Raw genomic sequence first — 21,333 nt, 5'->3', positions numbered from 1 at the left:
CCCGTCAGCTGTTCTTTGCGGCCAGCATAGCATCGGCCACCGCTAACGCATCCCTGTTGATTGCGACATCATGTACCCGAAAAATAGCAGCGCCGGCAGTTCTGAGGAGCGCCGTCGTCGCGGCGGTACCGACGTCGCGGCCTCCCGCCTCCCGGCCGGTCACCGCGCCGACGAAGCGCTTGCGCGACGTTCCGACGAGAAGCGGCCGTCGAAACTCATGCAACGCCCGGAAGCGTGCCATCAGCTCTAGGTTCTCGTTCGTGTCCTTCGCGAACCCGAAGCCCGGATCGAGCACGATCCCTTCCCGCGCTACGCCGGCGTCGGCGGCGATCTGCAGGGAACGTTCCAGGAAATGGAACTGATCCTCGATCACATCGCTCAGTTTCTCCCGGTCGCGCCCGGTATGCATGATGCAGAGCCCGGCGCCCGTTTCGGCCGCCACGGTCGCGATCGCCGGCTCGCGCTGGAGCCCGTACACGTCGTTGACGATGTGGGCGCCGGCGTCAACCGCCAAACGGGCGGTTTCCGCGCGGTAAGTATCGACCGAAATGACGACCTGGGACTGCCGCGCGATCGCCGCGATAACGGGCAGGATGCGGGCCTGTTCCTCGTCGGCGCTGACCGGTTTGGCGTCCGGGCGCGTGGATTCGCCGCCAATATCCAGGATTTCCGCGCCCGCCTCCAGTGCGCGCAGCGCGGCTCTGACAGCAGCGTCAGGATCAGCGAATCGCCCACCATCGGAAAATGAATCCGGTGTAACATTGATGATCGCCATCAAAACGCCACGCGGGCCCAGTTCGAGATCGCGTCCATGCGCCAAATGCCAGCGAGAAGGCTGAAATGGATCGTATGTCATTGTTCCGGTCCGCAGCTGAACGGCTCGAATCAACCGCCCGTCATGGTGCAAATATATCTTTCGAAAGCAACACGTTATGACGTCTTCCTCACATACTATGCAAGCTTGTCGACGTCGGTTGGGGCCGATTTGTGTTGCGCTGGCTTTGGCTATGCCCCAAGCTTCAATGAAGTTCAACCGGCGAGAACGCGCTTCCATGTCCCGACTACATATCCCGCTGCGTGCAGCCCTGGTCGCATTGCTCGTCGGCGTCCCGTTTGGCAATGCCTCGGGCGAAACACTGATCAGCAAGAGAATCTCCTACTTCTCGATCGGCGGGCGCACGGCCGCAGAACTCGACAAGGCGCTTTCGGCGTCCGGCCCCATGATGAAGAGCACCGGAACGCGGCATCCGGGCGCCACCCGGATCAAGTTCGGCGGCACGGTCACCTATGTCAGTCGCGACGACCGCTGCGCGGTGGGCTCGGCCAAGGTCACGCTCAACACGCGCATCATTCTGCCGCGCTGGAAGTATCGTCGACAGGCGGGTCGCGATCTGGCCTTGGTCTGGGACACGCTGGCGAGCGACATCAAGCGCCACGAGGAACGCCATGCAGAGATCGCGCGCATTCACGCGCGCCAGATGGAAAAGGCGCTGCTTTCATTGAAAGCCGAGGACAGTTGCGAGCGCATGCAGGCCCGGGTAGCGGAAGTGAGCGCCGAGGAAGTCGAGCGGCACGACAAGGACCAGGCGCGCTTCGACCGCACCGAGGCGGCGAATTTCGACCGACGGATGATCCGGTTGCTGCAATACCGCCTCGAAAGCCTGAAGAAGAACGCCAAGACCCGCTGATCAAGACCTGCTGATGACGTGAGGCAGGCCGTGCATCGCCGCCGCGCGATACGCGGGACCGTGTTTGCTCTTTGGATCGGAATACCCCAAAGAAACGGTAGGATATAAATTCAGCTTCAGAAGAAAACGCCAGAAACCCACAGTATTTTACTGGCGGAATCTAACGATAGCGAGCAGCAGCCGACTCAGCTATATTAAAATCATGCAACGAGCGGAGGAACCGAAGTTCAACTGCTCGATGAAGTTGACATTGGATTGCGGATCGATACCGAGATCTCGCGTTTTAGTGGCAACCGGCGTGAGTTTGGCTTCGTCGTCTTCGGCTAATGCAGCATTATCCGGGCGATGAGGCAGCACAGGTTCTCCTGGCGTGTCCTGGTGCGGCAGATGTTCCCTCCCTCATCTGCATGCGATGCGCCCTCCTAGCCTCGCTTGTCGATTGACCGGCGAGGCTTTTTTTTGCGACGATGGCCCTTCGAGCCGGTCAGGCCTGGCGCTCGGGAACATGAACGACGAGCCCATCCAGAGCTTCGCTCATCTTGATCTGACAGGAGAGACGCGAGGTCGGACGCACGTCGTAGGCGAAGTCCAGCATATCCTCTTCCATCGCTTCGGGCGTGCCGACCTGGGCCGCCCAGGCGTCGTCGACATAGACATGACAGGTCGCGCAGGCGCAGGCCCCGCCGCATTCCGCTTCGATCCCGGGGACCGAATTGCGAACCGCATTCTCCATGACCGTGGAGCCGTTCTCGACATCGAGTTCGTGGCGCGCGCCGTCAAAGGCTACGATCGTAAGTTTTGTCATTTCTCTTTCCGGAACGAATTGAAGGGGCCGGCCGGCTGGCACAGGGCTTGTCAGGACTAGGCGGTGCCCCGGCTTTGAATTCAGGGCACGTTCTTCCAACAAATCAACCGGCCAGTCAACACGATGCGGCCCATCCGCACAGCCTCAAATTGCCGCGGCGGTTGGGCAGATCGCGTTTGATGACAGGTTTTAAGGCATCCGGCCCAAAAGTGCGCAGCGGTTTTGGGACAACGACATGCACAATAGCGACAAGCCGCAGCAGCGACCAGATCACGATGTTTTCAGGTCGGGTCGACCTGAAGACATGAACGTGATCGATTCCAAGAAGTTGAGGCGCGGGATGCGGGCGGAAACCGCCCACACTTTTCCTCATCCCCTCCTGCGCCCGATCAGGACGCGCTTCAGGGTCAACGGCAGAGTTTCAAAACGAAGAGCTCTGCCTCGAGAACGGCAGCGCCGAGAGCGCTCTGCAGTGCAGCGTCGGCTGGACATTTCTCGATGGCGGCTGCAGCCTCGGCGACTGCGACCGCACCGACCGCGAGAGCCGCCCCCTTCAGACGGTGGGCCTCCTGGCTGCAGGCCTCTGCGTCACGCTCCGCCATCTCGGCCATCGCCTGGCGTGCCTGACGGGCGAAGAGCTTCAAAACCTCGATCTCGAGCGCCGTGTCCCCCATCGTCTGCTTGTAGAGATGCGCAAGGTCGATGGGATTCTTGCTGGAGGGAATGGAATTTGCGGGGGTGTCCGGTACCTCGAAGGCTATCTTGAGTGCCGCCATGGGCTCGTTTCCTACAATCGATTTCGCCTGGATCACGATGTTTTTGGGTCGGGTCGACCTAAAAACATCAACGTGATCGTCACCAAGAAATTAGAGCGGGACGCGGGCGGAAAACCGCACACACTTTCCTCATCCCGCTCTAAACAATCGCACCGTTTTCAAACAGGATTATCGGTGCGCGGCACTGCCATTGACCTAAAACGCGGCGCAATGGAGGCAGAAAAATTGAGGAAATGGTTAACGGCCATTAAACCGGCTGATTCCCTTGGCTTTTCGGGTCCGGAGACCGTGTTTCCGTTAAGAAATCATTAGGATTTTAATGAATGGGGAACGCTCATAATTGTAAGAGCCCGGCTAATGTGTCACTACGATACGATTAGGAACGGGTCCGTATATGAAAATGGCAACTGTTCCGGTGGATAAGCTGCGTCACAAGGTGTCGCAGGGCATAGGCTGCGGCTATCCATCGAGGCGATGTAATGGGTGATCAGTCAATCTATGGCTTCATTGCGAAGCTTGGACCTTGCGGTCACCGCCCTGGTTCGGATGTTCCGCTGGGCACCTGGCGGCACAGGAAGACGGCCATCATCGGGCAATAGTAGTGAGGCGTATCCGTATGGCGACGAAGAAGACCAACGAGTCGATCGACGAAAAGGCATTCCAGGCGCTGGAAGCTGCCCTGAAGATCGACTTTGACGACCTGAAGTCGGCCTTGAACGACGAGACTTCCCTGGAGGAGCCGGTGCCGGAAAATGTGTCCGAGACCGCCCGGCAGGCCGCCGGATCCGGTGAGGCCCGCGCCGCACGAGCGCAACAGGAAGCTCCCAAGCCCGCGCGCGGCGCGGAAGCACCGCGCAGTTTTGCGAGCGAGATGGCGCCGAAACAGCCTCCCCTGGCGCCCGCCAACGACGACACGCGCAAATCTCCAGCCGCCATGCTGCGTTCGCTGGAGGTTCGCTCGAGCCGCGCGGCAATCCGGGTCGCTGCCATCATTTCACTGGTCTGGACGGTTGCCGGGCTTGGCGTCGCCCACCTTCTTTATGCGCCCGGGATCTGGCAGATCCGCTCTCTCGGCGATCTCGCGGCCATGCCTGGAGCAATCGGCATCCTGCTCGGCATCGCCCTGCCCGTCATGCTCTTCTTCTCCTTCGCGATCATGATCGCGCGTGCTCAGGAACTGCGCAGCGCCGCGCGTTCGATGGCCGAGGTTGCGATGCGCCTCGCCGAGCCGGAAACCAATGCCGCCGACCGCGTCATGACGGTCGGCCAGGCCGTGCGCCGCGAAGTCTCGGCGATGAACGAGGGCATAGAGCGCACCATCGCCCGGGCAACCGAGCTCGAAGCGCTCGTGCATTCGGAAGTCAGCGCACTCGAACGCAGCTACAGCGAAAACGAACTGCGTGTCCGCACGCTCGTCCAGGAGCTTGGTCTCGAACGCGAAGCGATCATCGGCCATTCGGATCGGATCCGCACGGCGATCGCTGGCGCGCATACCAAGCTGAAGGACGACCTCGAAACGGCAAGCGAGGACATTGCGTCGCGCATCGCCGTCTCCGGCGAGGCCTTCGCTTCGCTCATCGATACCCGGGCCGCGGCACTTACCGACAAATCGGACCATGCGCTCGAAAATCTGAGCACCATGCTGACCACCCGGACCGACGCGTTGCTTTCGGGCCTGACGACCGCCGGAGTGGCGCTCAGCAACGAATTCGACGCGCGTCTCGATGCACTCAGCGATAACCTGACGCAGCGTGGCGAGCAGTTGCTCAGCCAATTCGAAACCCGTGCCTCGACGCTCGACGCCAATACCGAGAAGCTCAACGCCGCCCTGAACGAACGCGCCCGTCAGCTCAACGAGACGCTGATCGCCCGGACGCGCGATCTCAATGAGAGCCTCAGGATAGGCCAGCAGGCGATTTCCGGCGGCCTCGACGACGTGCTTTCCTCGCTCAACTCGGCCCTTGACGAAAAGGGAGCGAGCTTCCGCCAAAGCCTCAAGTCGAGCGCCGACGACGCCATCATGGATCTCGATCTGCGCGGCGGCTTTTTCGAGGAAAAGCTGCAGACGACGGTCGGCCAATTGGCAAGCGCCTTCGACGAACGCTTCCACGAATTTGCAAGCGCCTTCGACAAGCGGGCGAGCCAGCTCGACACCAAGCTCATGGAAAGCCTCCACCGGATCAACGAGACCGTTTCCGGCGGCTCGGAGGCCATCGGCGGCGCCCTTGACAGCAGTGTGGACAAGATCAATTCGGCGCTTTCCGAGCAGTCGCTCACCCTGGCAACGGCGCTCGGCGCGACGCAGGACTTCATCGAGGAGACGATCGGCAGCCGCACCTCCGAGCTCAGCAGCCTGATCGGCAACGCGCACAACCGCATCGAGAGCGTACTTTCGGACAAGACCGGTTCGCTGATGGGCGCCCTGACCGAAGCGCAGGAGCGCATCGAAAACGGCTTCGGCCAGCGCGCCGATGCGCTTGCCAACGCGCTGACGACGAGCGAACGAAGCCTGACGGACGGACTCGACTCCCGTACGTCCGCCTTCATCGAGGGCCTGCAGTCTGCTCATGCCCGCATCGAGCAGACCCTTACCGGCTCCACCGACGAGATCACGAGCGCGATCGCCGCGAGCCAGCATCGCCTCGACAACACGCTTTCGGAGCGTACGGCTGCACTGTCGACCGCCCTCACCTCCGGAGCAAGCGTCATTGAAAGTGCCGTCGGCGGCACCGCAGACCGGCTGGAGCGCGTCCTCTCAGAGCGCGGCCAGACGATTACCGACGCGCTGTCCACCCAGACCGCAGCGCTCGACGGCGTGCTCGCCGAACGCGCGACGCAGATCAACTCCACCATGTCGGCCCGCGCCAGCGAAATGGCTGACTCGCTCAGCCGTCATGCAGAGGACGTCGCAGACAGCCTGACTTTCCGCGCTATGGCGGTCGCCGAGACCATGACCGACCGCGTCGGCGAGATCGAGAACAAGCTTTCGCAGAGCGTCTCCGAAGTCGCCGAAAACCTGGGCGGTCGCGTCAGCCTGATCGCCGATACGCTCACCGATACCAGCGCCCGCATCGCCGAGGACCTGAGCAGCCGCGTCGGAAAGATTTCCGAGACGCTGGCCGGCACCAGCGCCGAGATTGCGGAGGCGCTTACCGCCCGCACGTCGGAAGCAACGGCTTCGCTTGCAGGAAAAGCGGCCGAGATCGAACAGACGCTCACCGGCAGGGCCTCACACCTGCGCGATACGCTGACGACGACGCACGACCAGATCCGCTCGACGCTCGACGACCGGATCACCGCGATCAACCTTGCCGTCGGCCAGGGCCGCGAGCAGCTGGAAGAGCTGCTCTCGGATCAGTCGATGGCGATGGCGACGACGCTGGCGACCAGCGCCAGCATGCTTGAAATGTCGTTGGAAGAGCGCCAGGCCTCGATTGCCGGAGCGATCGAGCGCAGCACCGAGGCGCTCGCCGCCCGCACGTCGGAAGCAACCGCGTCGCTTGCCGACAAGGCGACCGAGATCGATCGGACGCTCTCCGGCAAGGCCGCGCAACTGCGCGACACGCTGGCGACGACCCATGAGCAATTGCGCACGACACTTGACGATCGGATCAACACCATCAACCTGTCGGTTGGCCAGGGACGCGAGCGGCTCGAAGAGTTGCTGTCCGACCAGTCGATAGCGATGGCCACCACTCTGGCGACCAGCGCCAGCATGCTCGAAATGTCGCTCGAGGAGCGCCAGGCATCGATCGCCGGAGCGATCGATCGCAGCGCCGAGGCGCTCGACTCCCGCATGCGCTCGACGACGGGCGAGATTGCCGAACGCCTGGCCGAAACAGCCGATCAGATCAGTCTGGCGGCCGACACGCTCACCAACCGCGTCGACATTTCGATCAGCGGCGTCAATAGCCGCCTCGACGAAACCGGCGCTCGCATCGAGACAAGCCTCGGTTCGCTCGAAGAACGCATCCGCGGCAGCGTCGGCGACGTCGACGCCATTCTCGGCGAAACCGGCTCCCGCATCGAAACGAGCCTCGGTTCGCTCGAAGAGCGCATCCGCGGCAGCGTCGGTGACGTCGACGCCATTCTCGGTGATACCGGCGCCCGCATCGAAACGAGCCTCGGCTCCCTGGAAGAGCGCATCCGCGACAGCGTCGGCAGCGTCAATGCCATCGTCGACAATGCCGGACAGCGGATCGCCGACAGTCTCGGTGAGCGCGCAGGCGAGATCGACCGGATCAGCGAGGCTGCGGCAACGCGGATATCGACTGCCATCGAAACCGGCACGGGCCGGATCGAGGAGCGGCTCGGCACGATGGACCGGGCCCTCAATATCGGCCTCGAAAACGTAAACCGCACGATCGAGGGGAAGGCCGCCGCGCTCGTCACCAGCCTGCGTGGTGCCGTCAGCGACGCCACCCAGGAGATCGACGCGGAAGCCGCCCGGTCGGCGGGGCTCCTGTCCAAGGCGGGCGCGGATTTCGCCGGCGCGCTCGCGGCGAGCAACGCCGAATTTGCATCGTCGATCGAACAAACCGCATCGGCCACGGCCGCACGCCACGCCGATCTCGCCCGCTCGGTCGCGGAGGCCGCGGACACGGCGACCGCCCGACTGGCCTCGACCAACAGCCAGATCGCGACCCATGCCAAGAGCATTCAGCAGAGCCTGACCGAGGCGGAGAAAGCGCTCGATGCGCGCGGTCAGTCCATCCGCAGCACGCTCGACGAAAGCACCCGCGAACTCAACTCGATGCTCGCCGGGCGCTCGATGGAATTGTCGCGTCTTCTCGACGAGCAGGCTCGCCCGGTTATCGAACAATATGCCGCTACCGGCAAGGAGGCGGCCGAGCGCATCGCTTCCCTCACCCAGGAAAGCGCCGACCGCCTGCGTGCCGAAAACGCCGCGCTCATCAACGCCATCACCGAACGGACCGGCGAGACGCTCGACGCCATCTCGTTGCGTGCCGAAGAGACCGCCAAGGCGATGAAGATGGTCGAGAACCGGCTGCAATCGACGGCCATGGGCCTGATCGACCAGCTTGCGTCAAGCAATTCGGCGATCGCCACGGTCATCGACCAGGCGAGCGGCAATCTCGGAGATATGGACCAGCGGCTCGAGGCGACCGCCGCAAAGGTCTCGGAGACCGCGCGGCAAGCCTCCGACATGCTCTCCACCTCGACCCGCCTGATCGAAGGCAAAGTCGACAAGCTGTCGGACATTTCCTCCTCGACATTGTCGCAGATCGGCGGCATCGTCGGCCGCTTCGAAGACCATTCGAAGGTTCTCGGACAGGCTTCCGACCTCCTCGCCGCCGCCCAGTCGAACCTGGTCAGCACGCTCGAAGAGCGCCAGGACGCTCTCCGGACGCTGTCTGTCGGCCTCGTCCAGCGTTCGGAGGAGATCGAGCGGACCATGCGGGCACTCGAGGGCTTCGTCGACGGCGCGTTCCAGCGCGCCGAGGAACGCTCCGGCCAGGTTGCCGGCAATCTGCGCAGTGGCATCCAATCCTCCTTCTCCGATGTGGGCCGACTGCTGTCGAACACCGAACAGCGGGCAACCGAGGCTGCCGAAGCCCTGCGCGATACGCTTGTGAAGGCGAGCGATGAAGCTGCCGCTTCGGTCGAAGGGGTCTTCTCGCAGGCCGAAGAACGCTCACGCCAGATCGCCGACAGGCTGCGCTCCGGCGTCGAAACGTCCTTCGCCGACGCAAACAAGACGCTTTCGCAGGTGGAGGGACGTGCACTCAGCGCGTCCGAGGCCCTGCGTCAGGTCATGGCAAAGACCGGCGAGGAAGCCGGCCAGGCGCTCGAAGGAGCGTTCGCCTCCGTGGAAGAGCGTGCCAAGGACGCCGCGTCGCGGCTGCGCGGCACTATCGGTGCCTCGGTTTCCGACGTCGAGCGCATGCTGGCGGAGAGCGGCAAGAAGTCCGACGGCGTCGCGGCGCAGCTGCGCGAAGCAGTCCGCCAGGCGATCGAAGATGCGATCGGCCGTTTCAACGGCGCAACCGACGACATCCGTCGTTCCGCCGGCGAAATCCGCAAGGAACTCGACATGACCCGCGAAGAATTGAAGCGCGGTGCTTTCGACCTTCCGGAAGAGGCCAAGGAAAATGCCGCGCTGATGCGGCGCGCCGTCGGCGAGCAGATCAAGGCGCTGCAGGAATTGTCCGAGATCATCGGCAAGTCGTCCTCGCAGCTCGAAGTCGCCCAGCCGGTTCGCCAGCAGGAAGCCCCCGCTGCCCCGGCCGCCCGCGTAGTCGCCCCACAAGCCGCCGCACCGCAAGTCGCCGCGCCGCAGCCTGCCGCACCTCAGCCGGCCCCGAATGCCGCTCTGCGCGGAAGCCTGGGCATAGAGCAGGCCACCCGTCCGCTGCAGCCTGCCCGGCCGCCGGCAACGGAGGAACGTGCCGAAGAAGGCGGCGGCTGGATGCGCGATCTCCTGCGCGCCGCGTCCCGCGAGGAAGAGCCCGCAGCAGCACGGCCGCGATCGGCAGAAAGCCAGCCGGTCGCAAAGGCCGGGGACAGCCGCAACCCCCGCCATGTGGTCGAGTCGCTGAATTCGCTCTCGGTGGACATTGCGCGTGCGATCGACCACGACGCTTCCGTCGAGCTTTGGCGGCGCTATCAGCGCGGCGAACGGGACGTCTTCACCCGCCGGCTCTACACGCTGAAGGGGCAGCAGACCTTCGACGAGATCAAGCGCAAATACGATCGCGAGCCGGAGTTCCGCACCGCCGTCGACCGGTATATCGCCGATTTCGAGAAGCTGCTCGCCGATGTGGCGCGCAACGATCCGGATAAGCGCATCACGCAGACCTATCTGACGTCCGATACTGGCAAGGTCTACACCATGCTTGCCCACGCGGCAGGGCGCTTCAGCTGACACGCAATCGGTCTCTCGGGAACGGCCTCGTCGCAAGACGGGGCCGTTTTTTATTGGGTTAGCGCGGATGAGGAAAAGTGTATGCGGTCTTTGACCCGCATCCTGCAACCTAAAATCATCGTGATCTAAAGAGGATGAGGTGGACTGCTCCAGCCCCTCATCCGCCTGCCGGCACCTTCTCCCCGCAAGCGGGGCGAAGGGGACTCGCGGCAAGGCTCCGCACATATTCAGGTCAGGGCGAAGGGCGCCCCGCTTGTCCCTTCTCCCCATTTCGATGCTACGGCATGCACATATCTCTTGTTGTCCAGCCCCTCGCGGACTTACTCCGGAGTGGCGGCATCTGTATTTCCAGCAGTGGCGAGGCTTGCGGATGGGTCCTCGGGATCAAACTCGTATGCGCTGACATTGGCATTATCGGTCACCCGCCCCTCATCCGCCTGCCGGCACCTTCTCCCCGCAGGCGGGGAGAAGGGACAAGCGGCGCCAACCGAACCCCGCATTCACCGTCCGCCCGAGGGAGCGAGCGGGCGCGGCATATCCCTTCTCCCCGCCTGCGGGGAGAAGGTGGCGGCAGCCGGTTGAGGGGCAACCCCGACCGAGCGGGGTTGAGGCGGTTGGGTTCCCGAGGGATCCTTTCATGAGCAGTATCCGCCGCACCGGACCGCAAGAGATATGTGCATGCCGTAGCCATGAAATGAGGAGAAGGTGCCGGCAGGCGGATGAGGGGCGGCGGCGAACGCACTGCTCGAGCGATCGGCTGCCCCGCAACAAAAAAGCCCCGGTAAAAACCGAGGCTTCCTGTCAATCGCGCCTGCTGACCAGCAAACGGATCAATGTTCCTTGTTCGCGTAGACCGACTTCTTCGTCAGGTAGATGAGGCCGGTGAAGATGAGCAGGAACACCATGACCATGAAGCCGGTGCGCTTGCGATCTTCCAGGTGCGGCTCGGCAGCCCACATCAGGAACGCGGAGACGTCCTTGGCGTACTGGTCGACGGTCTGGGGGGCGCCGTCGTCATAGGTGACCTGGTCGTCGGAGATCGGCGGTGCCATCGCCAGTGCCGCGGCGCTGGCGAAATACGGGTTGTAGTGCGTGCCCTCGGCCACTTCCACGCCCGCCGGCGGATCCTGATAGCCGGTCAGAAGCGCATGGATGTAGTCGGGACCGCCTTCCTGGTAGGGCCAGAACATGTCGAAGACGAATTGCGGGAAGCCGCGTTCGATGCCGCGTGCCTTCGCGATCAGCGAGAAGTCCGGCGGTGCCGCGCCGTTGTTCGATGCAGCCGCCGCTTCCTTGTTCGGGAAGGGTGGCGGGAAGTGATCGGACGGAACGGCTTTGCGGGTGAACATCTCGCCATCCGCGTTCGGACCGTCCTCGACTTCATAGTTCGCTGCGAAGGCCTTCACCTGTGCTTCGGAGTAACCGAGGTCCTCGAGCGTGCGGAAGGAGACGAGCTCCATCGAGTGGCAGGCCGAACAGACCTCGGTGTAGACCTTCAGGCCGCGCTGCAGCTGCCCCTTGTCGTAGTGGCCGAAGAGGCCGGCAAAGGTCCAGTCCTGCTGTTCCGGCTTGTGGATCGGATAGTGAGGCGTGGCGCCGGCAGCGTGCTCTTCGCCGCCCTCATCCTCTCCCTGGGCCAATGCCGCCCCCAAACCGAGACCGGCGACGACAGCGAGTGACAGAATGCCTGTAACAAGCTTTTTCATTGTTGTGGATTCCTTATCGATCGCTGTTCCGGTCAGGCGCGTGCGGGCTTCAACTGCGCCTTGGCATTCTGTTTTTCCAGCACCGCTTCGGTGATGGAGTTCGGAATGCGCTTCGGCGTCTCGATCAGACCGAGGATCGGCATGATGACGAGGAAGAAGGCGAAGTAGTACAACGTGCCGAGCTGCGACATCACGACATAGAGGCCTTCCGCCGGGCGCGAACCCAGCCAGCCGAGCAGGATGCAGTCAGCAACGAAGATCCAGAAGAACAGCTTGTACCACGGGCGGTAGACGGCCGACCGGACCTTCGACGTATCGAGCCAGGGCAGGAAGAACAGGATCAGGATCGAGCCGAACATCACCAGAACGCCGCCGAGCTTGGAGTCGATCGGGCCGACGTTGAAGGTGATCGCGCGCAGCATCGCGTAGAACGGCAGGTAGTACCATTCCGGAACGATATGAGCAGGGGTCTTCAGCGCGTCCGCCGGAATATAGTTGTCCGGGTGTCCGAGGAAGTTCGGCATGTAGAAGACGAACCAGGCATAGACGATCAGGAAGACCGATACGCCGAGCGCATCCTTCAGCGTCGCATAGGGCGTGAAGGGCACGGTGTCGGACTTGGACTTGACCTCTACCCCGGTCGGGTTGGTCTGGCCGGTAACGTGCAGCGCCCAGATGTGCAGGACGACGACGCCGGCGATCATGAAGGGCAGAAGGTAGTGCAGCGAGAAGAAGCGGTTCAGCGTCGGCTGGTCGACGGCGAAACCGCCGAGCAGGAACTGCTGGATCCACTCGCCTACCAGCGGGAAGGCCGAGAAGAAGCCGGTGATGACGGTTGCACCCCAGAAGGACATCTGTCCCCAGGGCAGCACATAGCCCATGAAGCCGGTCGCCATCATCAGGAGATAGATGACCACGCCGAGGATCCAGAGGATCTCTCGCGGCGCCTTGTAGGAGCCGTAATAGAGGCCGCGGGCGATATGCAGGTAGACCGCGATGAAGAAGAACGACGCGCCATTGGCGTGCAGATAACGCAGCAGCCAACCGTGATTGACGTCGCGCATGATCTTCTCGACCGAATTGAAGGCGACGCTCGTTTCGGCGGCATAATGCATGGCCAGGACGATGCCGGTGAGGATCTGCACGATCAGCATCACCGAGAGCATCGCACCGAAGGTGTAAGCATAGTTCAGGTTGCGCGGAACCGGATAGGAGACGAACGAGTCGTGAACGAGCCGGGGCAGAGGAAGACGGGAGTCAACCCACTTCTCGATGCCCGTCGTTGGCGTGTAGGTTGAATGATCAGCACTCATTATCAGTAGTCCCCTCAACCGATCTTGATGACTGTGTCGGAAACGAACGAGAAGGTCGGCACGGCGAGGTTTTCCGGTGCCGGGCCTTTGCGGATACGGCCGGCCGTGTCGTAGTGCGAGCCGTGGCAGGGACAGAACCAGCCGCCGAAGTCGCCCGCCTGACCGAGCGGCACGCAACCGAGATGGGTGCAGACACCCACCATGATGATCCAGTTTTCCTTGCCTTCGCCGGCGGAACGATCGAGATCGCTTGCCTCGGCATCGGCCGGAAGGTTGGCGTTGCGGGCCACCGGATCCTTCAATTCTTCGAGTGCGACGGCCTTGGCCTCTTCCACTTCCTTATCGGTTCGGTTGCGGATGAAGACCGGTCTGCCGCGCCACTTCGCCGTCAGCGACATGCCCGGCTGCAAGCTCGAAACGTCGACTTCGATCGAAGCAAGCGCCAGCGTGGATGCGTCCGGACGCATTTGGTCGATGAACGGCCATGCCGCCGCACCGGCGCCGACGACGCCGGCCATACCGGTAGCCAGGTATAGGAAATCGCGGCGAGTGGGCTCGCCCATGGTCTCGCTTGAAGTCTCGTGTTCGCTCACGGCTAAAACATCCTCTCACGCAAATGTTGCGGAAACCGCATCCGCCCCCGGCGCGCTTCCTGCCCCGTCCCGAGCCTGGAATCACGCCCCGTCAAACGCTGGCACCCCATCCGGCCCCTTGAGGCAAGCCACGGATCGGATGTCAGAATCCGGGAAAAATTCTGCACGCAGATTCCCCATCAATCCGGCGCGTTCTATGCCTGATCGCAGATTATGTCCAGCCTTGACAAGGGGCCGCGGGCAGATTGTCGCGGGGAAAGGCGCGACCAATTGGCACAAGGACTTGACGGGTTATAGCCGCACCGCGGAGCGCCCTATTCCGCGGCCTCTTCGCGCGCGATGAAACCGCCCGACTGGCGCGACCAGAGATCGGCGTAGAGACCACCATTGGCGATCAGTTCGGCATGCGTGCCGTCCTCGACGATACGGCCCCTGTCCATGACGACGAGCCGGTCGAGCGCCGCGATCGTCGATAACCGATGCGCGATGGCCAGCACCGTCTTGCCCTGCATCAGCCGCTCCAGATTGGACTGGATCGCCGCTTCCACTTCCGAATCGAGCGCCGAAGTCGCCTCGTCCAGCACGAGAATCGGCGCATCCTTGAGCATGACCCGGGCGATCGCGATACGCTGGCGCTGGCCGCCGGAAAGCTTGACTCCGCGCTCGCCCACATGTGCATCGAAGCCTCTACGGCCGCGCTGATCCTGGAGATCGACGATGAAGTCATAGGCTTCCGCCTTGCGCGCCGCCTCGATCAACTGCTCCTCGCCCGCCCCCGGTCGCCCGAAGAGGATATTGTCGCGGATCGATCGGTGCAGGAGCGACGTGTCCTGGCTGACCATGCCGATCTGGCTGCGCAGCGATTCCTGCCGGACGGCAGCGATGTCCTGTCCGTCGATGAGGATTCGCCCGGCTTCGAGATCGTAGAAGCGCAACAGCAGATTGACGAGGGTCGACTTGCCGGCACCCGAACGGCCGACGATGCCGACTTTCTCGCCCGGGCGGATGGTGAGGGAAAAGTCGTCGATGACCCCGCCGCCCCTGCCGTAGTGAAACGTCACATGTTCGAAGCGGATTTCCGGGCGGCTGACCTGCAGTTCCGGTGCGCCGGGCCGGTCGGTCAGCCCGATCGGCTGCGATACCAGCTCGGCCGAATTCTGGATCGTACCGATATTGCGCATGATCGCATTGAATTGCGACATCATCCGCCCGAGCAGCATGTTGAGGCGCAGGACCAGCGCAAGGGTGAACGCGACGGCGCCGGAACTGACCGCGCCCGCCAGCCACAAGTGAACCGAGTAGACCGCGATCGCCGCGATCATCATGCCGGACAAAAGCGCGAGCGACGCCCTCACCCCGGTGAGCAGACGTGTGAAAGGGATGACTGCTCCCTGGAAGCGGTGGAAGCCCCCCCGAATGTAACGATCGTTCTCCTCGTCACTGCCGAAGAGCTTCAGAGTCTGGATGTTCGCATAGGCATCGACCATGCGGCCGTTCAGCATCGACGCCATCTCCGCCGTATCGCGGGCATGCTTTCGCACACGCGGGACGAAATAGCGGGCGAGCACCAGGAAGATCACGATCCAGAAGGCGACCATCGCCGCCAACCGCCAGTCCAACTGGGCGATCAGCGCCATGGTCGAAGCCGTGTAGATGACGATGAACCAGACCACCTGCAGCAGCGAGACGATCAGGTCGCTCGTCGCCTGTGCGCCGGTCCAGACCTTGGTAACGATCCGCCCGGAAAAGTCGTTCTGAAAGAAGGCGAGCGACTGCCGCGCGACATGGACATAGGATTGCCAGCGCACCAGGTTGAGGAACCCCGTGATGATCGACTGCTCCTCCACGAGTGCGGCAAGCGTCACCGCAAGGAAGCGGAACACCAGGACCGTAAGCAGCATGAAGAGCAGTTCCGGCCCGTTGGTCGAAATCAATCCGTGCCAGCCGTCCTCCGGCCGGATCGTATCGAGCACATCGACAAGCCGGCCGACGAAATAGAACAGGCCGGCTTCCAGCATCGCCACCAGACCGCCGAGCACGGCCATGGCGAGGAAAGGACCTTTTGCCTGGCTGGCGTAAAACCAGGCAAAACCCCAGAGCGTTCGCGGCGGCTGCAACCGCTCGCGCGGCGCAAAGGGGTCAATCCAGTTCTCGAAAATCTTGACGATGGCGCGCAGCATTGTTCCGATATAGGCGGTTCTGAAATCCGGGCAATCCGTTTTCGCTGTCGCGCCCATTACAATTGCGTAACTCCGGACCGCTGGACTCGGCCCGCTGAGGCGCGGGAGGCGGCGGATTACTCCGCCGCCTCCTCCTTTTCGACCTCGTCGGCGATGAAGCCGCCGGACTGGCGAGACCAGAGATCGGCATAGATGCCGCGCCTGGCGACGAGTTCGCTGTGAGAACCGGTCTCGACGATCCGGCCGGCTTCGAGGATGACCAGGCGATCCATCTCCGTCAGCGTGGACAGGCGGTGGGCGATGGCAATCACCGTCTTGCCGGACATCAGCGCGAAGAGATTTTCCTGAATCGCGGCCTCTACCTCCGAGTCGAGCGCAGAGGTCGCTTCGTCGAGGATGAGGATCGGTGCGTCCTTCAGGAAAACGCGGGCGATCGCAATCCTCTGCCGCTGGCCGCCCGAAAGCTTGACGCCGCGTTCGCCGACCTGAGCGTCGAGCCCTCGCCTGCCCATGTTGTCTTCGAGCGTCTGGATGAAGTCCCAGGCATTCGCTTTCTTCGCGGCGGCAATGATGTCGTCGTCGCTTGCCTGTGGGTGCCCATAGGCGATGTTGTCGCGAATGGAGCGATGCAGGAGCGACGTGTCCTGCGTCACGACGCCGATCTGTGAACGCAGGCTATCCTGCGTGACCGTCGAGATGTCCACGCCGTCGATCCGGATCGCGCCGGATTCCAGATCGTAGATGCGCAGAAGCAGGTTCATCAAGGTCGTCTTGCCGGCGCCGGAGCGGCCGACCAGACCGATCTTCTCCCCGGGCCGGATATCCAGCGACAGCCGGTCTATGACTCCCTTGGACTTACCGTAGTGAAAGCGGATGTCCTCGAAGCTGATCGCACCCTGGTCGGCTTTGAGCATCACGGCAGTCGGCTTGTCGACGATGTCATGCGCCTTGGTCATCATGCCCATGCCGTCATAGACCGTGCCGATATTCTCGAACAGCGCCGAAACTTCCCACATGATCCATTGCGACATGCCGTTGACACGCATGGCAAGACCGATCGCGACGGCGATCGCGCCGATGGAGATTCCGCTCGTCAGCCACAGATAGATTCCGAGAGCGCCGACAGAGAAAAGGGCGATACAGTTGTTTGCGTAGACGAATATGTGGAAGAGCGTAACCTTCCGCATCTGCCGGTAAACAGTGCCCAGGAATTCGTCCATGCCCGCGCGGGCGTATGTCTCCTCCCGCCCTGCATGGGAGAAGAGCTTGACCGTGCCTATGTTGGTGTAGCTGTCGACGATGCGCCCGGTCATCATCGAGCGCGCGTCGGCCTGTTCCTTGGAGATCCTCTGCAGCCGCGGAACGAAATAGGTGACGATCACGATATAGATGACGAGCCACAACCCGAGCGGCATCACGAGGCGCCAATCAGCGGCCGCCACGACAATCAACATCGTCGCAAAATAACTCACCACATAGACGAAGACGTCGAGGATCTTCATCACCGTTTCACGGACGGCAAGCGACGTCTGCATGACCTTCGTCGCCACCCGCCCGGCAAATTCGTTGGCGAAGAACGTCATGCTCTGCCTCAGCAGATAGCGATGCATCTGCCAACGCGCGATCATCGGATAGTTGCCGAGCAACACCTGATGCATCACGAAGGAGTCGAGCGCCACCAGCCCCGGCAGGCCGATGAGGATCAGCGCTGCCATCCAGGCGAGCCTGCCGCCCTCGGTCGCAAGAAAGGTTTCGCGATCGGCGGTGGATAGCCAATCGACCACATTGCCCAGGAACTGGAACAGGGCCACTTCTCCGATCGCGATCAGCATGGTGCAGATCGACATGATCAAGAGCCACGGAGCCGCGGGCTTGGTGTAGTGCCAGCAAAAGGCAAAGAGACCCTTCGGCGGAAGCGTCGGCTCCTCCGTCGGATAAGGATCGAGGCGGGATTCAAACCAGCCGAACATTGTCTAGCCCCTTCAGATATCTTGAAGGAAAGCGGGTCGCCCCGCATTCTTTATCTTGAAAAATGCAACCCGGAAATGACGCCCGCGAGCGGACCATGACCTCCGGATAAACCGGAGCGCGCATCGCTCGGTCGAAAGAAGCAGAGGCGCGGAACCGGTCAGGCCAGGAAAGGCCGTGTTACTCGTGGGAGGCGCGTCAACATCAGAACAGTCATGCATGCCTCCTTCGGTTCGCGTTGAAGAGGACTGAGCTTTATCCTCATTCGCGCCGCCATGCCAGATTGTCGCAGGCATTTTCTTGCCCATTTTTTCACCGGCCGGTGGTCTGTTGCCAATACGGCACAAATTAGCGGCGGCAAAAGCAGCGCCCCCGAATGAACCGCGTCGGAGCACACCCGACCATGGATCGTGAGGCCGATCGGTGGCATAGACGGTCATCACAATCACTCCCACGATCAATCTTTCGGCAAGCGCATGAACGACCTCCGCATCGCCCTCTACCAGCCTGACATTCCTGGCAATACCGGAACGATCCTGCGGCTCGCCGCCTGCCTCGGTCTTTCGGTCGACATCATCGAGCCGGCCGGTTTCGATCTTTCGGACCGCAATCTCAAGCGTGCGGGAATGGACTATATCGCGGCGGTAACCATGACGCGGCACGACAGCTGGGAGCGTTTCGAAACATGGCGGTCGAGCACCGGCAGACGCCTCGTGCTCGCCTCCACCAAGGCGGCCGCTCCCTACACGCGCTTCAGCTTCCGGCCGGACGACGTCCTTCTCTTCGGCAGGGAAAGCGCCGGGGTTCCCGATCACGTCCACGAGCGGGCCGACGCGCGCATCCTCATACCGATGGCGCCCGGCCAGCGTTCGCTCAACATCGCCATGGCAGCCGCCATGATCGCCGGCGAAGCGCTGCGGCAGACCGGTGCTTTCTGAGCCGAAACGGGCGGCCATCAACGGTACGGGAGTCCGGCGATCCTGACGGCGCTCATGCGGCGATCTCGTTATAAGGGGTCGCCTTGCGCGCGTATTTCAGCGTGCGCGCCCACCAGGTCAGCCGGTCGATCATCAGGAACAGCGGCGCTCGCATCTCTTCCGGTTTGTAGAGATTTCCCGCCGCATCGAACTTCGACCAGGCCTTGGCGAAGGAGATGCCGTCGCGCAGGGTGACGGCATGCAATTCGCCGAAGACCTGCCGCAATTGCTCGACGGCCCTTATGCCGCCCGATGCGCCGCCATAGGAAACGAAGGCGACCGGTTTTGCGTGCCAGGGCTCATAGACCGCATCGATCATCTCCTTCAGCGCCGCCGGGTAGCCGTGGTTGTATTCCGGAGTGATGACGATGAATGCGTCCGCTTCGGCGACCTTCCGTTCCATCCACTCGGCTGGTCCGGCGGATTTGTCGCCGCGAGCGCTTTTCATTCTGACGGGATCGATGATCGTCAGGCTGAACACGTCGGATGTCTCGAGCTCACGAATGAGCCAGCTGGCGACCGTATCGCAGAAACGGCCCTGCCGTGCGCTGCCGTAGATCAAGGCAAGGGTCATCTTCTCAGTCATGCTGTGTCGGCTCCATGTTGTCGGTTGCAGGGAGCTCATGCTATAGAACCTCAACTATAGTTGAGGTCAATAGCAGCCGTGAAAAAAGACAAGCCCAATGATATCAAGCGCGAGCTGACGGTCGGCGAAGTGGCCGAACGCAGCGGCCTCGCGGTGTCGACGCTTCATTTCTACGAGGCCAAGGGGCTCATCCGCAGCAATCGCAGCCGGGGCAATCAGCGGCGCTACCCGCGTTCCGTGCTGAGGCGGGTGGCCGTGATCAAGGTTGCCCAGCGTACGGGTATCCCGCTTGCCGAGATCCAGTCGGCCCTGTCGGTGCTCCCCGACGACCGGCCGCTGACGGTCGAAGACTGGGGACGGCTCTCGAAGACCTGGCGGCAGCAGCTCGATGAGCGGATCGCAAACCTGACGGCGCTGCGCGATCAGCTCACAGGCTGCATCGGCTGCGGTTGCCTGTCGATGCGCGACTGTCCCTTGCGCAATCCATGGGACGTTCTTGCCTCCGAAGGAACGGGGCCGCGCCTCATCGATCCCGCCGACGGGACGGAGCATGAGGCGAGCTAACCCGGCTTCGCAGGCCTCATACGGGAGAGCAGAGCCATGCTGGCCAATGCACCGAGGGAGCAGAGAAGCGCGAACGCCAGCGTCCACCTGTTGCCCGCCTCGCCAAGCAGGAAGGAGAAGAACGGCGGGGCCGCCGCGAAAGCGAGGTTGAGCGGCAGGCCGAGGCGCGCCACCACCGCCCCATATTCCGCAGAGGAAAAGAAGACGAGCGGCATCGTCGCCCGGCTGACGGACATGGCGCCGCTTGAAAGGCCATAGAGCACGAGGAAGAGAATGATCGACCATTCCGCCCCTTCGCCAAGCGCGAGCGCCAGCAGTGCCGGCGGCATGATCGCCGCGGCTACCAAGCCCGTCGTCAACCCGTCCCAGCGATTGCCGCCGAGGAAATCGAAAAGCCGCGCCGAGAGCTGGATGAAACCGATGGCCGATCCGAAGCCGACCGCCAGGTAGCCGGGCACGGCAAAGCTGCGGAAAAGATCGATCACCACGAGCTGAAAGCCCCAGGTAACAAAGCCGTTGAGCGCGACCGCCGCCGTGATCAGGGCAACGACGCGCCACTGGCGACGAACAGCAGCCGGCGACGCAGACTGATTCGAATTGGGGACCCGGGGATTGCGTTTCGGCGGCTCGCGTCTGGGCAAGGCGAAAAAATGCAAGGGCGCGCAGACGAGGAGCATGACCGCGCCATAGAGGACGAATGTGCCGCGCCAGCCGAGAGCCGCCTCGCAGAAAGTCGTGACCGGCCAGGCGATCGTGGGCGCGAGCGCCATGGCGAGCATCTGCGCCCCGATGGCACGACGCGCGCCCTCGCCCGCGATCTCTGTCAGGAACACCTGAGCCGAAGTCGTGAGTGCTGCGGCCCCGGCCAGACCAAGAATGCCCCAGGCCGCAAAATAGGAAACCGGACCTCCGGCGCCGGCCAGCAACCACAGCCCCGGAGCCGCGGCTGCCGAACCGAAAGCGAGCACGAGCCGCGCCCCGTGGCGCGCGTAGACCGGCGCAAGCAACGGTGAGCAGAAGGCCATCGCGACCAGCATGACGGTCGGGCCGAGATAGATTGCCGAAGGCCTCAGGAGAAGATCGTCCGCCATTCCGGCCGCCGTCACCGAGACGAACATGAACATCGCTCCCCAAGCGATGATCTGAGTGATGGAGAGCACGATGATGGAACGGAGAACGGGCATCGGGGCAGGTTCGGGAGTACGCGCAATGGCGAGAGGGAGACACCAAATGGTTTAGCGCGCCGCCATGACCTTGGCCACGCTATTATCGATCGCCGAAGATTTTTCTT

The 21,333-nt window shown here is 62.8% G+C and carries 16 protein-coding genes; 4 read left to right on the top strand and 12 right to left on the bottom strand.

Annotated features, from left to right (window positions below; genetic code table 11):
- Positions 1-4: 4 nt before the first annotated feature.
- The gene (folP, locus tag JOH52_RS15355; protein WP_013844501.1) at positions 5-856 is read right to left on the bottom strand and encodes a dihydropteroate synthase; all 852 of its coding nucleotides are present in this window, start codon (positions 854-856) and stop codon (positions 5-7) included.
- Between the two features lie 196 nt (positions 857-1,052).
- Here folP and JOH52_RS15350 point away from each other — a divergent pair, with 196 nt between their 5' ends.
- Entirely contained in the window at positions 1,053-1,688 is a 636-nt protein-coding gene (locus JOH52_RS15350; RefSeq protein WP_003532981.1) for a DUF922 domain-containing Zn-dependent protease, read from the top strand.
- A gap of 189 nt (positions 1,689-1,877) precedes the next feature.
- On the opposite strand, the gene JOH52_RS15345 is transcribed toward JOH52_RS15350, so the two are convergent.
- The 4 genes from JOH52_RS15345 to JOH52_RS15330 form a co-directional block, all read right to left on the bottom strand.
- Complete coding sequence (locus JOH52_RS15345) at positions 1,878-2,045, bottom strand: hypothetical protein (RefSeq protein WP_010969489.1); 168 nt, start codon at positions 2,043-2,045, stop codon at positions 1,878-1,880.
- 127 nt (positions 2,046-2,172) lie between these two features.
- Positions 2,173-2,493 carry a 2Fe-2S iron-sulfur cluster-binding protein gene (locus tag JOH52_RS15340; RefSeq protein WP_003532979.1) on the bottom strand — a complete coding sequence of 107 codons (321 nt, stop codon included), beginning with the start codon at positions 2,491-2,493 and terminating at the stop codon, positions 2,173-2,175.
- 115 nt (positions 2,494-2,608) lie between these two features.
- Positions 2,609-2,866, bottom strand: a complete 258-nt coding sequence (locus JOH52_RS15335) for a hypothetical protein (RefSeq protein ID WP_164829518.1) — start codon at positions 2,864-2,866, stop codon at positions 2,609-2,611.
- 34 nt (positions 2,867-2,900) lie between these two features.
- Positions 2,901-3,269, bottom strand: coding sequence for an Hpt domain-containing protein (locus JOH52_RS15330; protein ID WP_003532977.1), 369 nt, complete (start codon positions 3,267-3,269; stop codon positions 2,901-2,903).
- A gap of 616 nt (positions 3,270-3,885) precedes the next feature.
- Between JOH52_RS15330 and JOH52_RS15325 the strand changes: the two genes are divergently transcribed.
- Positions 3,886-10,155 carry an apolipoprotein A-IV repeat region-like domain-containing protein gene (locus tag JOH52_RS15325; RefSeq protein WP_010969490.1) on the top strand — a complete coding sequence of 2,090 codons (6,270 nt, stop codon included), beginning with the start codon at positions 3,886-3,888 and terminating at the stop codon, positions 10,153-10,155.
- 830 nt (positions 10,156-10,985) lie between these two features.
- Here JOH52_RS15325 and JOH52_RS15320 read toward each other — a convergent pair.
- From JOH52_RS15320 to JOH52_RS15300, 5 genes are all read right to left on the bottom strand, one after another.
- Positions 10,986-11,861: a cytochrome c1 gene (locus JOH52_RS15320; RefSeq protein WP_010969491.1), complete on the bottom strand. Its 876-nt coding sequence runs from the start codon at positions 11,859-11,861 to the stop codon at positions 10,986-10,988.
- Between the two features lie 32 nt (positions 11,862-11,893).
- On the bottom strand, positions 11,894-13,174 hold the full coding sequence (locus tag JOH52_RS15315; protein ID WP_003534151.1) for a cytochrome b: 1,281 nt from the start codon (positions 13,172-13,174) through the stop codon (positions 11,894-11,896).
- A 14-nt stretch (positions 13,175-13,188) separates the two neighbouring features.
- A complete protein-coding gene (petA, locus tag JOH52_RS15310) occupies positions 13,189-13,767 on the bottom strand; it encodes a ubiquinol-cytochrome c reductase iron-sulfur subunit (protein WP_003534144.1) in 579 nt (192 codons plus the stop codon).
- 314 nt (positions 13,768-14,081) lie between these two features.
- Positions 14,082-15,947: an ABC transporter ATP-binding protein gene (locus JOH52_RS15305; RefSeq protein WP_015445613.1), complete on the bottom strand. Its 1,866-nt coding sequence runs from the start codon at positions 15,945-15,947 to the stop codon at positions 14,082-14,084.
- Positions 15,948-16,063: 116 nt separating this feature from the next.
- A complete protein-coding gene (locus JOH52_RS15300) occupies positions 16,064-17,917 on the bottom strand; it encodes an ABC transporter ATP-binding protein (protein WP_017266691.1) in 1,854 nt (617 codons plus the stop codon).
- A 474-nt stretch (positions 17,918-18,391) separates the two neighbouring features.
- Here JOH52_RS15300 and JOH52_RS15295 point away from each other — a divergent pair, with 474 nt between their 5' ends.
- Complete coding sequence (locus JOH52_RS15295; RefSeq protein ID WP_010969494.1) at positions 18,392-18,853, top strand: tRNA (cytidine(34)-2'-O)-methyltransferase; 462 nt, start codon at positions 18,392-18,394, stop codon at positions 18,851-18,853.
- Positions 18,854-18,905: 52 nt separating this feature from the next.
- Here JOH52_RS15295 and JOH52_RS15290 read toward each other — a convergent pair whose 3' ends face one another.
- Positions 18,906-19,478, bottom strand: coding sequence for an NADPH-dependent FMN reductase (locus tag JOH52_RS15290; protein ID WP_010969495.1), 573 nt, complete (start codon positions 19,476-19,478; stop codon positions 18,906-18,908).
- Positions 19,479-19,556: 78 nt separating this feature from the next.
- On the opposite strand from JOH52_RS15290, the gene soxR reads away from it, so the two are divergent.
- On the top strand, positions 19,557-20,042 hold the full coding sequence (soxR, locus tag JOH52_RS15285; RefSeq protein WP_010969496.1) for a redox-sensitive transcriptional activator SoxR: 486 nt from the start codon (positions 19,557-19,559) through the stop codon (positions 20,040-20,042).
- Here the strand turns inward: soxR and JOH52_RS15280 are convergent.
- Positions 20,039-21,226: an MFS transporter gene (locus JOH52_RS15280; RefSeq protein ID WP_013844503.1), complete on the bottom strand. Its 1,188-nt coding sequence runs from the start codon at positions 21,224-21,226 to the stop codon at positions 20,039-20,041. The genes soxR and JOH52_RS15280 overlap by 4 nt on opposite strands.
- Positions 21,227-21,333 lie beyond the last annotated feature (107 nt).

The sequence above is a fragment of the Sinorhizobium meliloti genome, assembly GCF_017876815.1.
In the GTDB taxonomy this organism is placed as follows: domain Bacteria; phylum Pseudomonadota; class Alphaproteobacteria; order Rhizobiales; family Rhizobiaceae; genus Sinorhizobium; species Sinorhizobium meliloti.
The sequence above is the reverse complement of the archived record's forward strand: the minus strand, read 5'-3'. Positions and strand labels throughout refer to the sequence as shown.

Excerpts from the sequence above, each read along its gene's own strand:
- folP (WP_013844501.1), bottom strand. The coding sequence starts at position 856 with ATGACATACGATCCATTTCAGCCTTCTCGCTGGCATTTGGCGCATGGA.
- JOH52_RS15350 (WP_003532981.1), top strand. The coding sequence starts at position 1,053 with ATGTCCCGACTACATATCCCGCTGCGTGCAGCCCTGGTCGCATTGCTC.
- JOH52_RS15340 (WP_003532979.1), bottom strand. The coding sequence starts at position 2,493 with ATGACAAAACTTACGATCGTAGCCTTTGACGGCGCGCGCCACGAACTC.
- JOH52_RS15335 (WP_164829518.1), bottom strand. The coding sequence starts at position 2,866 with ATGAGGAAAAGTGTGGGCGGTTTCCGCCCGCATCCCGCGCCTCAACTT.
- JOH52_RS15330 (WP_003532977.1), bottom strand. The coding sequence starts at position 3,269 with ATGGCGGCACTCAAGATAGCCTTCGAGGTACCGGACACCCCCGCAAAT.
- JOH52_RS15325 (WP_010969490.1), top strand. The coding sequence starts at position 3,886 with ATGGCGACGAAGAAGACCAACGAGTCGATCGACGAAAAGGCATTCCAG.
- JOH52_RS15320 (WP_010969491.1), bottom strand. The coding sequence starts at position 11,861 with ATGAAAAAGCTTGTTACAGGCATTCTGTCACTCGCTGTCGTCGCCGGT.
- JOH52_RS15315 (WP_003534151.1), bottom strand. The coding sequence starts at position 13,174 with ATGAGTGCTGATCATTCAACCTACACGCCAACGACGGGCATCGAGAAG.
- JOH52_RS15305 (WP_015445613.1), bottom strand. The coding sequence starts at position 15,947 with ATGCTGCGCGCCATCGTCAAGATTTTCGAGAACTGGATTGACCCCTTT.
- JOH52_RS15300 (WP_017266691.1), bottom strand. The coding sequence starts at position 17,917 with ATGTTCGGCTGGTTTGAATCCCGCCTCGATCCTTATCCGACGGAGGAG.
- JOH52_RS15295 (WP_010969494.1), top strand. The coding sequence starts at position 18,392 with ATGAACGACCTCCGCATCGCCCTCTACCAGCCTGACATTCCTGGCAAT.
- JOH52_RS15290 (WP_010969495.1), bottom strand. The coding sequence starts at position 19,478 with ATGACTGAGAAGATGACCCTTGCCTTGATCTACGGCAGCGCACGGCAG.
- JOH52_RS15280 (WP_013844503.1), bottom strand. The coding sequence starts at position 21,226 with ATGCCCGTTCTCCGTTCCATCATCGTGCTCTCCATCACTCAGATCATC.